The 13,636-nt window shown below is 62.5% G+C and carries 15 protein-coding genes; 10 read left to right on the top strand and 5 right to left on the bottom strand.

Annotated elements, in window-relative coordinates; genetic code table 11:
• Together MAFF_RS20550 and hisB are read right to left on the bottom strand one after the other, a co-directional pair.
• Complete coding sequence (locus tag MAFF_RS20550; RefSeq protein WP_010912876.1) at positions 1–477, bottom strand: DUF2628 domain-containing protein; 477 nt, start codon at positions 475–477, stop codon at positions 1–3.
• Positions 478–480: 3 nt separating this feature from the next.
• Positions 481–1,080: an imidazoleglycerol-phosphate dehydratase HisB gene (hisB, locus tag MAFF_RS20545; protein WP_010912875.1), complete on the bottom strand. Its 600-nt coding sequence runs from the start codon at positions 1,078–1,080 to the stop codon at positions 481–483.
• A 237-nt stretch (positions 1,081–1,317) separates the two neighbouring features.
• Here hisB and hslV point away from each other — a divergent pair, with 237 nt between their 5' ends.
• The 5 genes from hslV (at position 1,318) to MAFF_RS20520 (ending at position 5,440) form a co-directional block, all read left to right on the top strand.
• Entirely contained in the window at positions 1,318–1,869 is a 552-nt protein-coding gene (gene hslV, locus MAFF_RS20540; RefSeq protein ID WP_019862614.1) for an ATP-dependent protease subunit HslV, read from the top strand.
• Positions 1,859–2,380 carry a GNAT family N-acetyltransferase gene (locus MAFF_RS20535; protein ID WP_010912873.1) on the top strand — a complete coding sequence of 174 codons (522 nt, stop codon included), beginning with the start codon at positions 1,859–1,861 and terminating at the stop codon, positions 2,378–2,380. The genes hslV and MAFF_RS20535 overlap by 11 nt, the downstream gene beginning before the upstream one ends.
• 4 nt (positions 2,381–2,384) lie before the next feature.
• The gene (locus MAFF_RS20530) at positions 2,385–2,984 is read left to right on the top strand and encodes a DUF2585 domain-containing protein (RefSeq protein ID WP_044548699.1); all 600 of its coding nucleotides are present in this window, start codon (positions 2,385–2,387) and stop codon (positions 2,982–2,984) included.
• A gap of 2 nt (positions 2,985–2,986) precedes the next feature.
• Positions 2,987–4,297 (top strand): ATP-dependent protease ATPase subunit HslU, encoded by a 1,311-nt coding sequence (gene hslU / locus MAFF_RS20525; RefSeq protein ID WP_032932595.1) that lies wholly within the window; start codon positions 2,987–2,989, stop codon positions 4,295–4,297.
• Between the two features lie 168 nt (positions 4,298–4,465).
• Positions 4,466–5,440, top strand: a complete 975-nt coding sequence (locus MAFF_RS20520; protein WP_010912870.1) for a DUF1402 family protein — start codon at positions 4,466–4,468, stop codon at positions 5,438–5,440.
• Between the two features lie 6 nt (positions 5,441–5,446).
• Here MAFF_RS20520 and MAFF_RS20515 read toward each other — a convergent pair whose 3' ends face one another.
• The 3 genes from MAFF_RS20515 to MAFF_RS20505 are packed head-to-tail and all read right to left on the bottom strand — an operon-like array spanning position 5,447 to position 8,122.
• Positions 5,447–6,685, bottom strand: a complete 1,239-nt coding sequence (locus MAFF_RS20515; RefSeq protein ID WP_010912869.1) for an NAD(P)/FAD-dependent oxidoreductase — start codon at positions 6,683–6,685, stop codon at positions 5,447–5,449.
• Complete coding sequence (locus MAFF_RS20510; RefSeq protein WP_010912868.1) at positions 6,682–6,996, bottom strand: MocE family 2Fe-2S type ferredoxin; 315 nt, start codon at positions 6,994–6,996, stop codon at positions 6,682–6,684. Before MAFF_RS20510 ends, MAFF_RS20515 begins: the two co-directional genes overlap by 4 nt.
• Positions 6,997–7,030: 34 nt before the next feature.
• Positions 7,031–8,122, bottom strand: coding sequence for a fatty acid desaturase family protein (locus MAFF_RS20505; protein ID WP_010912867.1), 1,092 nt, complete (start codon positions 8,120–8,122; stop codon positions 7,031–7,033).
• A gap of 165 nt (positions 8,123–8,287) precedes the next feature.
• On the opposite strand from MAFF_RS20505, the gene MAFF_RS20500 reads away from it, so the two are divergent.
• From MAFF_RS20500 to iolG, 5 genes are all read left to right on the top strand, one after another.
• Complete coding sequence (locus MAFF_RS20500) at positions 8,288–9,319, top strand: LacI family DNA-binding transcriptional regulator (RefSeq protein WP_010912866.1); 1,032 nt, start codon at positions 8,288–8,290, stop codon at positions 9,317–9,319.
• A 297-nt stretch (positions 9,320–9,616) separates the two neighbouring features.
• Complete coding sequence (locus MAFF_RS20495) at positions 9,617–10,558, top strand: sugar ABC transporter substrate-binding protein (RefSeq protein ID WP_010912865.1); 942 nt, start codon at positions 9,617–9,619, stop codon at positions 10,556–10,558.
• Between the two features lie 109 nt (positions 10,559–10,667).
• Positions 10,668–11,744, top strand: coding sequence for an ABC transporter permease (locus MAFF_RS20490; RefSeq protein ID WP_010912864.1), 1,077 nt, complete (start codon positions 10,668–10,670; stop codon positions 11,742–11,744).
• A 2-nt stretch (positions 11,745–11,746) separates the two neighbouring features.
• Positions 11,747–12,514 carry an ATP-binding cassette domain-containing protein gene (locus MAFF_RS20485; protein ID WP_010912863.1) on the top strand — a complete coding sequence of 256 codons (768 nt, stop codon included), beginning with the start codon at positions 11,747–11,749 and terminating at the stop codon, positions 12,512–12,514.
• 121 nt (positions 12,515–12,635) lie between these two features.
• The gene (gene iolG / locus MAFF_RS20480; RefSeq protein WP_010912862.1) at positions 12,636–13,631 is read left to right on the top strand and encodes an inositol 2-dehydrogenase; all 996 of its coding nucleotides are present in this window, start codon (positions 12,636–12,638) and stop codon (positions 13,629–13,631) included.
• The last annotated feature ends 5 nt before the right edge of the window (positions 13,632–13,636 follow it).

The raw sequence follows: 13,636 nt of genomic DNA, 5'->3' as shown, positions 1-13,636 counted from the left end.
TCAGGGCCGTCCCGGTATGTGGGTCAGGCCCAGCGCTATGCCCGGCTGCGCCCGGCGCGCCAGGGCGGCATCCGGAACGATGCGCGGCGCGGGTGTGGTGTTGTCCCCATGCGCCTCGACCTCCAGCGCATAGCGAATGTCGGCATCGTCGAGCCGGCCGGCCTGAACCACGCCCCATTCATGCCAGCCGCGCCGGCGCAGGGCCGCGATGCGCAACCCCTGCCCTTCCAGGCCGATATAGAACGAAACCAGGAGCGACAGCAGTGAACTTGCCAATCCGAGGCCAAGGTTTTCCCCAGCCATCGAAAGCAGGCCCATGACGACGAAGGCAAGTCCGGCCTCGATCCACAGCCGATGCCAGGCGAGCCATAGCGGCGGTACCAGCAGGCCGAGCCAGGTGAAGCCGTCGCGGACAAAGGCCGTTGCATCGACCTTTTCGCTGCGGCTGGGCGGTTCCATCACGACATAGGTGGCCATGGCCTATCCCTTCAACGATCCCTTGGTGGAGGGAACCGCGTCCGGCTGGCGCGGGTCGGGCTCGAGCGCGGCACGCAACGCGCGCGCCACCGCCTTGAAGCAGGTCTCGGCGATATGGTGGTTGTTGGCGCCATAATGGTTGGTGACATGCAGCGTGATGCCGGCATTTTGGGCCAGCGCCTGGAAGAATTCCCGCACCAGCTCGGTGTCGAAGGTGCCGATCTTGGGCGACGAGAAAGACACGTTCCAGACCAGGAACGGCCGGCCCGACACGTCGATCGCCGCGCGTGTCAGCGTCTCGTCCATGGCAAGGTCGATCGAGGCATATCGCATGATGCCGCGCCGCTCACCCAGCGCCTTCGTCAAGGCCTGGCCGAGCGCGATGCCGGTGTCCTCGACCGTGTGGTGGTCGTCTATGTGCAGGTCGCCCTTGGCCCTCACCGTCATGTCGATCAGCGAATGGCGCGACAGCTGGTCGAGCATATGGTCGAAGAAGCCGACGCCCGTCGCGATATCGGATTTGCCCGAGCCGTCGACATGGACCGACACCGAGATATCGGTTTCCTTGGTCTTGCGGCTGGCTTCGGCGGAACGGGGCGCCATGACCTTGTCCTTGTCTCAGGGTTTCAAAGCTCCGCGGACGAGCTTCGAACATTCACCGGCTTGAAAACGAAAGCCTTCTATCAGCATGATCCGGCGATTGCCAGTTGCCTCGGACAGAGGTATCGGCCTTGCCGGAGAGGCGATTTGCAATCATTGGTCCCATGCATACATATGGCCGATAAAATCACTCGTACCGCGCCAATCGCCTTTTGGGATCGCGCGAATCGGAGCCAATAAATGTCTGATAATCTGACCATGCACGCCACGACCATCGTGACGGTGCGCAAGGGCAACAAGGTGGTGATCGCCGGCGACGGCCAGGTCAGCCTTGGCCAGACCATCATGAAGGGCAATGCCCGCAAGGTGCGCCGCATCGGCAAGGGCGGCAATGTGATCGCCGGTTTCGCCGGCGCTACGGCGGACGCCTTCACGCTGCTGGAGCGGCTGGAAGCCAAGCTCGAACAATATCCCGACCAGCTGACGCGCGCCTGCGTCGAGCTTGCCAAGGACTGGCGCACCGACCGCTATCTGCGCCGGCTGGAGGCGATGATGCTGGTGGCCGACAAGTCGGTTTCGCTGGCGCTGACCGGCACCGGCGACGTGCTCGAACCCGAACACGGGGTCATGGCCATCGGTTCAGGCGGCAATTACGCGCTGGCTGCTGCCCGCGCGCTGATGGACACCGACAAGGATGCCGAGGAGATCGCCCGCAAGGCGATGCAGATCGCCTCCGACATCTGTGTCTACACCAACAACAATTTCGTCGTCGAAACGCTCGATGCCGCCTGAGAAGGTGGTGCTCTACGATTTTCGGCCGGTTACCGAAAAGGACCTGCCGATGATCGCCGGCTGGCTGGCCGAGCCTGAAGTGGCCGAGTGGTGGAACGATCCGGACACGGAGATCGCCGAGATTCGCGATCATATCGACTCGATTTCGGTCGAGCCGCTGATCGTCGAACTCGACGGCAAGCCGATCGCCTATCTGCAGAGCTACGACCCGCATCTGGAAGACGACCATCCCTATGCCGACCAGCCGTTCGGCACGCTCGGCATCGATTTGTCGATCGGCCGGCCGGAGCTGCTAGGCATCGGCCATGGCTCGGCAATCGTGCGTCAGTTCGTCGAAGATCTGTTTAGGGAAGGCGTGCCCCGCGTCATCATCGACCCCGACCCAGCCAATCTCAGGGCCATCCGCGCCTATGAAAAGGCCGGATTCCGGGCCATAGACCGCAGGCAATCGGTCTATGGCGACGTCGTGCTGATGGCGATCGATGCCGACGATGAGCAAGAGGGGGAATAATCAGATGAGCAAGCCGGCCGCGGACGATGGCTACTCGGCCTATGAAGACAGCTGGCGCATGGGTCTTCTGCTCGTCCTTGGCCTGCTCATCTTCCAGGCCGGGGCTCTCTATGGCATGGGTCGGACGCCGATCTGCACCTGCGGCTATGTGAAACTCTGGCATGGCGTGGTGAACAGTTCGGAGAACTCCCAGCATATCGCCGACTGGTACACCTTCTCGCACATCATCCACGGCTTCCTCTTCTATGCCTTGGTGAGGTTCCTCTTCCCGCGTTCGCCGATCGGATTGCGGCTGGCCTTCGCCGTCCTCATCGAGGGCGGCTGGGAATTGCTCGAGAACAGCCCGTTCATCATCGACCGCTACCGCGCCGGCACCATCTCGCTCGATTATTACGGCGACAGCATCATCAATTCGGTGTCCGACACACTGGCCATGGTGCTGGGATTTGTGATGGCGCGAAGGCTACCTATATGGGTGATCGTCAGCCTCGCCATCCTTTTCGAACTCGGTACCGGCTATCTCATCCGGGACAATCTGACACTCAACGTGATCATGCTGCTGCATCCGTTCGAGGCCATCAAGCAGTGGCAAAGTGGAATTTAGCTATGACGACTTTTTCTCCCCGCGAAATCGTTTCGGAACTCGACCGCTTCATCATCGGCCAGAAGGACGCCAAGCGCGCCGTGGCCATCGCCTTGCGCAACCGCTGGCGCCGCCAGCAGCTGGAAGGCCAGATGCGCGAAGAGGTGATGCCGAAGAACATCCTGATGATCGGGCCAACCGGCGTCGGCAAGACCGAAATCTCGCGCCGCCTGGCGCGGCTGGCAGGCGCGCCTTTCGTCAAGGTCGAGGCCACCAAATTCACCGAGGTCGGCTATGTCGGCCGTGACGTCGAGCAGATCATCCGCGATCTCGTCGAGATCGCCATCGGCCTGGTGCGCGAAAAGATGCGTGAGGACGTCAAGGCACGTGCCCACATCAATGCCGAGGAACGCGTCCTGGAAGCGCTGGTCGGCAAGACTGCCAGCCCGGCGACCCGCGACTCTTTCCGCAAGAAGCTGCGCGACGGCGAACTCGACGACAAGGAAATCGAGATCGAAGTGGCCGACACCGGCAATGGCGGCATGCCCGGCTTCGAGATTCCCGGCATGCCGGGCGCCAATATCGGCGTGCTCAACATCAACGACATGCTGTCGAAGGCGATGGGCGGCAAGAAGACCAAATCGCGCAAGACGACGGTGAAGGAGTCCTACGATCTGCTGGTCAGCGACGAGTCCGACAAGCTGCTCGACCAGGACGAGGTGGTGCGCCGGGCGCTTGACGCGACGGAAAATGACGGCATCGTCTTCCTCGACGAGATCGACAAGATCGCCGCGAGATCCGACATTTCCGGCGGCCCTTCGCGCGAAGGCGTGCAGCGCGACCTGCTGCCGCTGGTCGAAGGCACCACGGTGGCGACCAAATACGGACCGGTGAAGACGGACCACATATTGTTCATCGCCTCGGGCGCGTTCCACGTGTCGAAGCCGTCCGATCTGTTGCCGGAATTGCAGGGCCGCCTGCCGATTCGCGTCGAACTGCGGGCCTTGGAGAAGCAAGATTTCGTCCGCATCCTGACCGAGACGGAAGCCAGCCTGATCAAGCAATATATCGCGCTGATGAAGACCGAGGGTGTCGACCTGACCTTCACCGACGACGCCATCGATTCGCTGGCCGGCATTGCCGTCGACCTCAATGACAGCGTCGAGAATATCGGCGCCCGGCGGCTGCAGACCGTGATGGAGCGGGTGCTGGACGAGATTTCCTACGACGCGCCCGACCGCAACGGCACATCGGTCACCATCGACGCCGCCTATGTGGAAAAGCATGTCGGCGACCTCTCGCGAAACACAGATTTGTCGCGATTCATCCTTTAAAGCACGACGCCGGCTATTTCGGCGCCGGTTCAGGCAACCCGGCAGAACAATCATGTGTGGCCAGATGGTACCATCTGGCCACCTTTCGTCTTGCCGGGTGAAGGGGCGCTCTCGACTCGACCCAGAGCACTACCCTAGTTTGCCCGCAAGATTGCAGGCGGCGGACGCATGAAAAAACTCATCCCAATCATTCTCAGGCCAGTCATTCTCGGCTTGACGCTGGCGGCGACGCTGTTCGCGGCTGAGGCGGCGACACTCGTGCCGCCGGGAAACCGCAATGCCGAGCAGCCCGATATCCCCGGCGCCTCGAGCCGGCGCACGCAGGCGACCAACACCACCTTCCAGGCGAAATACCGCAAGGTATATGCCTTGCTGCAGAACGACCCCGATCTGCGCGGCAAGATCAAGAAGGCCGCTGCCGCCTATGGCATCGATCCGATGCATATCGTCGGCGCCATCGTCGGCGAGCACACGTACAATGTCGACGCCTATGACCGGCTGCAAACCTATTACGTCAAGGCGATCTCCTACCTCTCCAGCAAGCTGTCCTTCGCCTATGACGGCGAGGACATCACCGATTTCGTGCAGCGGCCGGAATTCAAGAAATGCGCCGGAATGTCGGACAGCTATGATTTGTGGGAATGCCGCGAGCAGGTGTGGAACCATGCGTTTCGCGGCAAGAACGTCGGCGGCGAGGACTTTCCCGACGACCGTTTCGGCGCCACCTTCTTCCAGCCCTATTATGCCGGCCAGACTTTTGGGCTCGGCCAGCTGAACCCGCTGACCGCATTGCAGATGAGCGATCTCGTGCACAAAGTGTCGGGCCTGCCGAAGCTCGATGTCGGCGACCCCAATTCGGTCTACAAGACCATCATGGATCCCGACCTGACGCTGCCTTATGTCGCCGCGACGATCAGGAAATCGATCGATGCCTACAAGAACATTGCCGGCTTCGACATTTCGGGCAATCCCGGGCTGACCGCCACGCTCTACAATGTCGGCAATCCGGAGCAGCGCGCCGATGCGCTGAAGGCGGAAAACGACAGGCGCCATGCCGCCGGCGAGCCGGAAAAATTGCCGGAGGAGAATTATTACGGCTGGCTGGTCAACGACAAGCTGCCGGAGCTGAAGGCACTGTTCTAGATCGTTTCACGCCGCCAGCAACGATTTCAACTTGACCGCCTGCGACCCCAGCGCTTCCGGCGCCGGCTTGGCGCGCTTGCCGATCAGCATTTCGGCTAGCCGGATGTCGCGGGCGACCGCATTGCCGGGGCCGATGCCGCTGGCCGCCACCAGCGTGCCATCTTCGGCGAGATGGAAGAGGATGAAGGCACCATCGTCGAGATCGCGGCGCACGGTGTTTTTGCCTTCGTCCGAAAGCCCTGCGATCTGCAGTGACAAGCCATACTGATCCGACCAGAACCATGGCACGGCCGCATGCGCCTCGCCGGCATCGAGCATGTTTTTCGCTGCCAGCGCACCTTGTTCCTGCGCGTTGCGCCAGGCCTCCAGCCGCACACGGCGGCCACCATAGACGGCAAGCGGGAACGAACAGCAATCGCCGGCGGCAAAGATGTCGGGATCGCTGCTGCACAGCTCGGCATCGACCGCAATACCATTGTCGATCATCAAGCCGGCGTCGGCCGCGAGCCCGGTCACCGGCACCGCGCCGATGCCGATGATGGCGAGATCGGCTGATACTTCGCGCCCGCCGGCGAGCGTCACGCGCACTTGCCTACCGTCGTCGGCGATGGAGGCAATACCTTGACCGCACACGATGTCGACGCCCTCGGCGATATGCGCATCATGGACGATCTCGGCGATCTCGGCCGGCACGCCGCGCATCAGGATGCGCGGCTGCGCCTCGATGACCGTGACCGCAGCGCCGAGCCTGCGGGAAGCGGCAGCGAGTTCGAGGCCGATGAAGCCGCCACCGATGACGGCAATGCGGCTGCCGGCACGGAGATGGCCGCGAATGGCCAGCGCATCGGCGAAGGTTCTGAGATACACGCAGCGCGCGCCAAGGCCAGGCATCGACAGTTTGCGCGGGGTCGCGCCGGTGGCCAGCAGGAGTTTGTCGTAGGGCAGCACCGAACCGTCCGAAAGGCGCACCGAATGCGCCGCGCGATCGATCGCCGCGGCCTGGACGGAATGGATATGCCGGATCGACCTCTCGGCCAGCACCGCGTCGCTGGCGATCGCCTTGATTTCCGGCGCGTCGCTGGCCATCGCCTCCTTGGACAGAGGCGGCCGTTCGTAGGGCAGATGCGGCTCGTCGCCGACCAGCGTCACCGGCCCATCATAGCCGAGATCGCGCAGCGTGAGAGCTGCCCGCCCGCCGCATTCGCCGGCGCCGATGATGACCATTCCTCGCGCCATCTCCGTCATCCGACCTGAACGAGAACTTTGCCGGCGTCGACCTTGACCGGATAGGTTTTCAGGTTGACGCAGACCGGGGCGCCCCTGGCCGCGCCGGTCTTGTAGTTGAAGCGGCCATTGTGCTTGGGGCATTCGATGATGTCGTCCATCACCAGACCGTCGGCGAGATGCACCTTCTCATGCGTGCAGAGCCCGTCCGTGGCGAAATATTCGTCGTCGGGGCTGCGATAGATGGCGAAGGTGCGCCCGCCATGATCGAAGCGCATCACATCCTCTTCATCGATGTCGTCGGTAGCACAGGCCTCGACCCAGTCGCTCATTTCAGCACTCCCTGGAAAAATGGATTCGCCGCGATCATTCCGCCGCGGCGGCGATGGCATCGCTGTGGAATTCCTCGCGATACGGCCTGGCGGTCGGCGGCAGTTCGCGCTTGAGGAAATAGTCCTCGTTGCGCAGCTGGCGCAGGAAGACCGGGATCATCTCGCGGTAGCCAGCCAGGATCGACGGCGTCGGCGCCGGCAGATCATGCTTGATCAGCGCATGCAGCCTGGGCAGCGCATGGTAGGGCACCATCGGGAACATGTGATGCTCGACGTGGTAGTTCATGTTCCAGTAGATGAAACGGCTGATCGGGTTCATGTAGACGGTGCGGCTGTTCAGCCGATGGTCGATGACATTGTCGGCCAGGCCGCCATGCTGCAGCAGGCCGACCATGACGTGATGCCAAGCGCCATAGAGCCTGGGCAGGCCGACCAGCATCAAGGGCAGGAACGAGCCGGAATAGAGCGCCAGCGCGATGGTTGCGGCATAGATCGCGGTCCAGATGCGGGCAATGCGGATCGCCTTGCCCTGTTCCTGCTCGGGAATGAAGGTCTTTTCGGCCGCGCTGATGTTGCCGGCGGCGTTGCGGAGCATGTCCGACATCGCATGCCAGGCGTCGAGGACACCGACGAAGCCGAGGAGCGCGCGCACCAGGTCCGGCGGCCGCATGACCGAGATTTCCGGGTCGCGGCCGACGATGATGGTGTCGGTGTGATGGCGCGTGTGGCTCCAGCGCCAGGTCACCGGATTGCGCATGATCATGAAGCAGGCGATCTGATAGACCGCATCGTTCATCCACTGCGTGCGGAACGCCGTGCCGTGGCCGCATTCATGCCAGCGTGAATCCGTCGATGAGCCGTAGAGGACGCCATAGGCGAAGAAGAACGGCACGCACCACCAGCTGCCCCAGAACCAGGCGCCGCCGGCGCCGCTGGCGATGAGGGCGGCCAGCCAGATCGCGGTGTCGCGGATCGCCGGCCCGTCGGAGCGCTGCATCAGCTCCTTCATCTGCTTGCGGGGCACGTCGGTGTGATACCACTCGGCCGCCGACAGGCCGTTTTCCACGGCGAGCTTGGCGTCGCGACCGATCAGGCTGTAGTCCCGCCGGGACGGCGCAGTGGTCATGATTGCCTCCTCGGCAGGCACCCGCCCAAGCGAATGCCGGTTACCCATATGCCTTCCAGCCTGAAAGTACCGCTTGTCTATGATAGACTCAATATCACAAAGATAGTTTCTATCATTTCCTATCAGACTGGTGTATCGTGCCAGGAAACGGAACCGAGGGCGATCATGGCGAAACGGCCGACCATATCCGATCTGGCGCGCATCTCCGGCGTCAGCGTTGCCACGGTGGATCGGGTGCTCAACAATCGCCTGCCGGTGCGCGAGGAGACCGCACGGCGCGTCTATGAGACCGCGACCGAGATCGGCTATCACGCAGCCGGCCTGATCAAGCAGCGGATGCGCCATGAACTGCCGGAGTACCGGCTCGGCTTCCTGCTTTTGCGGGGCAATGACGTCTTCTACGGCGATTTCGCAGCGGAGCTCGAACTGGCGGTGTCGCAATCGCAGCGGTTCCGTGGCGCCGCAACCATCGACTTCGCCAGCTCCCTGGTCCCCGACGAGATCGCCGCCCAGATGCGCAAGCTGGCGGCAAAATCGAGGGCCATCGCCGTTGTCGGCCCGGACCATCCAACCCTGACGGCGGCGGTCGAGGCGTTGAAGGCGAGAGGGCAACCGGTGTTCTCGCTGTTGTCGGACTTTGCCGCCGGTATCCGCGAGGGCTATGTCGGCCTCGACAACCGCAAGGTCGGTCGTACCGCGGCCTGGATGATCGCCAGGGCGGCGCGGCAGCCCGGCAAAGTCGCCCTCTTCGTCGGCAGCCACCGCTTCCATGGCCACGAGTTGCGCGAGATCGGCTTCCGCTCTTTCTTTCGCGAGCATGCACCCGACTTCAACGTGCTGGAAACGCTGGTCAATCTGGAGGCAAACCAGGTAACCCATGATGCGATGATCGATCTTCTGGCGCGCTATCCGGATCTTGCAGGCTGCTACGTCGCGGGCGGCGGCATGGAAGGCGCGGTCTCGGCGCTGCGGGCGGCAAGGCCCCTAAATATGCCTGTGGTCGTCTGCAACGAGATCAACGCCGAGTCGCGGGCGGCACTCGCCGATAACATCCTCACCATGGTGATCTCGACGCCGCTGGCCGCGCTCTGCCGCGAACTGGTCGATCGCATGGTGCATGCCATCGAAACCGGCGCGGCCAACGCGCCTGGCCAGACCTTCCTGCCCTTCGACATCTATCTGCCGGAAAATATCTAAGCTTTTCGGGCGAGAGCAGCCGCGGAAATGATAGAATCCATCAGAACGATCCGAAAATCCGGCGGCACGCCGCGGAATCGCCCTTGACGTTCCGCTGGAATGGAATAAATATTTCACTAGCTGTGTATTTTGGTTCTTTCGTTCCGGAACATCTGTTTCAAACAGATGGTTTGGCGTTCCAGCTCAAACAGGGAATGCCACACGGAGCGAAGCGATATCAGGGAGAGATTCCCCGGGGAGATCGGGGATTCCGGATAGATCGGTGCAACCGGACACCAAAAGTGGAGGAGAGATACAATGAAGAAACTGCTTTTGGGCGTCGCCTTCGCGGCGCTGATGAGTTCATCGGCTTTTGCCGCCAAGATCGGCGTATCGATGGCCAAGTTCGATGACAACTTCCTCACCGTGCTGCGCAACGGCATGATCGCCCAGGCCAAGGGCATGAGCGGCGTCGAGCTGCAGGTCGAAGACGCACAGAACGACGTTGCCAAGCAGCTCGACCAGATCAAGAACTTCGCCGCTTCGGGCGTCGACGCCATCATCGTCAACCCGGTCGACACCTCGGCCACGCAGGCGATGTCCGACGCTGCGGCCGCCGCCAAGATCCCGCTGGTCTATGTCAACCGCGAGCCGGTCAATGTGAACTCGCTGCCCGACAACCAGGCCTTCGTCGCCTCGAACGAATCCGATTCCGGCACGCTCGAGACCAAGGAAGTCTGCCGTCTGTTCAAGGAAGCCGGCAAGAAGGAAGCCAATGTCTATGTGATCATGGGCGAGCTTTCCAACCAGGCCGCCGTGCAGCGCACCAAGGACATTGAAGAGGTGATCGCCACGCCGGACTGCAGCTTCATCAAGATCATCGACAAGCAGACGTCGAACTGGGATCGCGACCAGGCGCAAAACCTGATGACCAACTGGCTGTCGACCGGCAAGAAGTTCGACGGTGTCATCGCCAACAATGACGAAAGCGCCATCGGCGCCATCCAGGCGATGAAAGCCGCCAACATCGACATGAAGTCGGTTGTCGTCGGCGGCGTCGACGCCACGCAGGACGCGCTGGCCGCCATGCAGGCCGGCGACCTCGACGCAACCGTGTTCCAGGACGCGGCCGGCCAGGGCGCGGGCGCGCTGGATGCGGCGCTGAAACTGTCCAAGGGCGAGAAGGTCGAGCACAAGGTTTACGTGCCGTTCCAGCTTGTGACCCCGGCGAACATCGACAAGTTCCTGAAGAAGAACTGAGCCGCGGACATAGGGAGCGGCGCTGTCGCGCAAAAGACAGCGCCGCTCCCCTTTCCCTCGGCGCCTGACGGCGCTCGAGGTGCGACCGCGGCTGACGGAGGATAGAAGATTGGCACAGACATCTCATGGCGTCGGAGGGCTCACCTACGATGCGAAGAAGCGCGCCTGGCCCGCCGAATTCAACGTTTTCCTGGCGCTCGTCATTCTCGTCGTCATCTTCGAAGCGATCGGCCGCATCTTTCTCGGCGACAGTTTCCTGTTCAACACCCGCAGCGACGTCTCGGGGATCTTCAATGAGGCCCGCCTGCAGATCATCATCCTGCAGGTGTCGATCGTCGGCATCATCGCCATCGGCGTGACGCAGGTGATCATTTGCGGCGGCATCGACCTGTCTTCGGGTTCGATCGTCGGCGCCACCGCCATGATCGCCATGAGTTTCGCCCAGGTGGCGACCGTCAACGGCAATCCCAACCCGAAGGCGATGTTCCTGGCGCAAGGCTGGACCGACCTGCCCGTCATCGTGCCGCTGCTGGTGGCGATCGGCTGTGGGCTGCTCGCCGGCCTGGTCAATGGCTCTTTGATCGCCTACACGCGCATTCCGCCCTTCATCGCCACGCTTGGCATGATGGTCACCGCGCGCGGCATCGCCAAATGGTGGTCGAAGGGCCAGCCGATCTCGTTTCCCACCGACAGTTTCGCGGCGATCGGCAAAGGCCTGATGCCAGTCATCATCTTCCTGTCGCTGGCCGTGCTGTTCCAGCTCATCATGAGCTACACACGCTACGGCAAGCATTGTTACGCGATCGGCTCCAATGAGGACGCCGCGCGCATGTCCGGCATCAAGATCGCCAACCACAAGATCCTGGTCTATGTCATCGCTGGCATTCTCGCCTCGCTCGCCGCCGTGGTGCTCTGCTCCAAGAACCTCACCGCCCAGGCCGGCATGGGCGTGATGTATGAACTCGACGCCATCGCCATGGCGGTCATCGGCGGCGTCTCGCTGTCGGGCGGCCGCGGCTCGATCGTCGGTACGGTGATCGGCTCGCTGATCTTCGGAGTCATCATCTCCGGCTTCACCTTCCTGCGCCTCGACGCCTACTACCAGGAGATGGTCAAGGGCGTGATCATCGTCGGTGCGGTCGTTCTCGACCAGTGGCGCCAACGCTTGCGGGCATTGAGGGCTTGACCATGTCAGACATCGTCCTGAAGACCGAAAACCTGACCAAGCGCTATGGCGGCGTGCATGCGCTGGAAGGCGCCAATTTCGAGCTGCGCAAGGGCGAGCATGTCGCCATCATGGGCGACAATGGCGCCGGCAAGTCGACCTTCGTGCGCCAGATCACCGCTGTCGAGCAGCGCACCAGCGGCCAGATCTGGTTCGACGGCAAGGAAGTGAATTTTGCCGGGCCGATCGAGGCCCGCACCGCGGGCATCGAGACCGTGTTCCAGAACCTGGCGCTGGCCGATGATCTCGACGTGCCGTCGAACCTTTTCCTCGGCCGCGAAAAGGTGCTGTTCAATCTGGGCCCCTTCTCGATCCTCGACCGCAAATATATGCGCAAGGCGACCGAGGCGGCACTGGTGCGCACGGCGGTGAAGATCCCCAATCTTTCCAACACCATCCGCCACATGTCGGGCGGCCAGCGGCAGTGCGTGGCGATCGCCCGGACGGCGACCTTCGCTTCCAAGTTGATCATCATGGACGAGCCGACGGCCGCACTCGGCGTGCAGGAGACGGCGCAGGTCGAAAACATCATCCGCACGCTGAAGGACAATGGCGAGCCGCTGATCCTGATCAGCCACAATATGCGCCAGGTGTTCGACCTGTGCGACCGCATCGTGGTGTTCCGGCGCGGCCGCATCGTCGCCAATCTGCGCAAGGAGAATACCGACGGTCAGGACATTGTCTCTTACATCACCGGCGCCAAGACCGGGGAGGCGGAACTCGCGGCTTGAGGCTAGGCGATTGCCCGGTTCCGGGACGATCTGCCGCGCCTAGAAAATACCCCAGCCACCTTTCCCTGACAGGAAGGTGCGGACACAACGCTCTCGAACCCATCCCTCAAAGGAAATATCCATGACTGTTCGTTTCGCCCTCCTCGGTGCCGGCCGCATCGGCAAGGTCCACGCCCGCGCCGTCGGCTCCAACCCCGATGCAAAACTGGTGGCGGTGGCCGATGCCTTCGAGAAGGCGGCAAAGGAGCTGGCGAGCGCCTATGGCGCCGAGGTACGCACCATCGACGCCATCGAAAAATCCAAGGACATCGACGCCGTCGTCATCTGCACGCCGACCGACACCCATGCCGATCTGATCGAGCGTTTCGCCAAGGCCGGCAAGGCGATCTTCTGCGAGAAGCCGATCGACCTGAACGTTAAGCGCGTCGAGAAATGCCTGGCCGTGGTCGAGAAGGCCAAGGCGACGCTGATGGTCGGCTTCAACCGCCGCTTCGACCCGCATTTCGCCGCCGTGCGCAAGGCGATCGACGACGGCGCCATCGGCACGGTCGAGATGGTCACCATCACCTCGCGCGATCCCGGCGCGCCGCCGATCGACTACATCAAGCGCTCGGGCGGCATTTTCCGCGACATGACCATTCATGATTTCGACATGGCGCGCTTCCTGCTCGGCGAAGAGCCGGTGGCGGTCTCCGCGCATGCTTCGGTGCTGGTCGACAAGAAGATTGGCGAGGCCGGCGATTTCGATAGCGTCAGCGTCATCCTGGAGACGGCTTCCGGCAAGCAGGCCGTCATCTCCAATTCGCGCCGCGCCACCTATGGCTATGATCAGCGCATCGAGGTGCATGGCTCGAAAGGCATGATCGCGGCCGAGAACCAGCGGCCGGTGTCGATCGAACTGGCCAACGAGAAGGGCTATACGCGCCCGCCGCTGCACGATTTCTTCATGACCCGCTATCTCGACGCCTATGCCATCGAGATCGCCTCGTTCATCGCTGCCGCGACGTCCGGCAAGAAGGCGGCGCCGAGCGGCGCCGACGGCCTCGTGGCGCTGAAGCTGGCGGATGCGGCGCTGAAGTCGGCGACAACAGGCAAGACCGTTCGTCTCGACAAGTAAGAACC

The sequence above is a fragment of the Mesorhizobium japonicum MAFF 303099 genome, assembly GCF_000009625.1.
Lineage (GTDB): Bacteria > Pseudomonadota > Alphaproteobacteria > Rhizobiales > Rhizobiaceae > Mesorhizobium > Mesorhizobium japonicum.
This window is presented reverse-complemented; position numbering and strand designations above follow the sequence as displayed.

Excerpts from the sequence above, each read along its gene's own strand:
- MAFF_RS20510 (WP_010912868.1), bottom strand. The coding sequence starts at position 6,996 with ATGAGCGACTGGGTCGAGGCCTGTGCTACCGACGACATCGATGAAGAG.
- MAFF_RS20505 (WP_010912867.1), bottom strand. The coding sequence starts at position 8,122 with ATGACCACTGCGCCGTCCCGGCGGGACTACAGCCTGATCGGTCGCGAC.
- MAFF_RS20485 (WP_010912863.1), top strand. The coding sequence starts at position 11,747 with ATGTCAGACATCGTCCTGAAGACCGAAAACCTGACCAAGCGCTATGGC.
- hslV (WP_019862614.1), top strand. The coding sequence starts at position 1,318 with ATGTCTGATAATCTGACCATGCACGCCACGACCATCGTGACGGTGCGC.
- MAFF_RS20550 (WP_010912876.1), bottom strand. The coding sequence starts at position 477 with ATGGCCACCTATGTCGTGATGGAACCGCCCAGCCGCAGCGAAAAGGTC.
- iolG (WP_010912862.1), top strand. The coding sequence starts at position 12,636 with ATGACTGTTCGTTTCGCCCTCCTCGGTGCCGGCCGCATCGGCAAGGTC.
- hslU (WP_032932595.1), top strand. The coding sequence starts at position 2,987 with ATGACGACTTTTTCTCCCCGCGAAATCGTTTCGGAACTCGACCGCTTC.
- MAFF_RS20530 (WP_044548699.1), top strand. The coding sequence starts at position 2,385 with ATGAGCAAGCCGGCCGCGGACGATGGCTACTCGGCCTATGAAGACAGC.
- hisB (WP_010912875.1), bottom strand. The coding sequence starts at position 1,080 with ATGGCGCCCCGTTCCGCCGAAGCCAGCCGCAAGACCAAGGAAACCGAT.
- MAFF_RS20515 (WP_010912869.1), bottom strand. The coding sequence starts at position 6,685 with ATGACGGAGATGGCGCGAGGAATGGTCATCATCGGCGCCGGCGAATGC.
- MAFF_RS20495 (WP_010912865.1), top strand. The coding sequence starts at position 9,617 with ATGAAGAAACTGCTTTTGGGCGTCGCCTTCGCGGCGCTGATGAGTTCA.
- MAFF_RS20535 (WP_010912873.1), top strand. The coding sequence starts at position 1,859 with ATGCCGCCTGAGAAGGTGGTGCTCTACGATTTTCGGCCGGTTACCGAA.
- MAFF_RS20520 (WP_010912870.1), top strand. The coding sequence starts at position 4,466 with ATGAAAAAACTCATCCCAATCATTCTCAGGCCAGTCATTCTCGGCTTG.
- MAFF_RS20500 (WP_010912866.1), top strand. The coding sequence starts at position 8,288 with ATGGCGAAACGGCCGACCATATCCGATCTGGCGCGCATCTCCGGCGTC.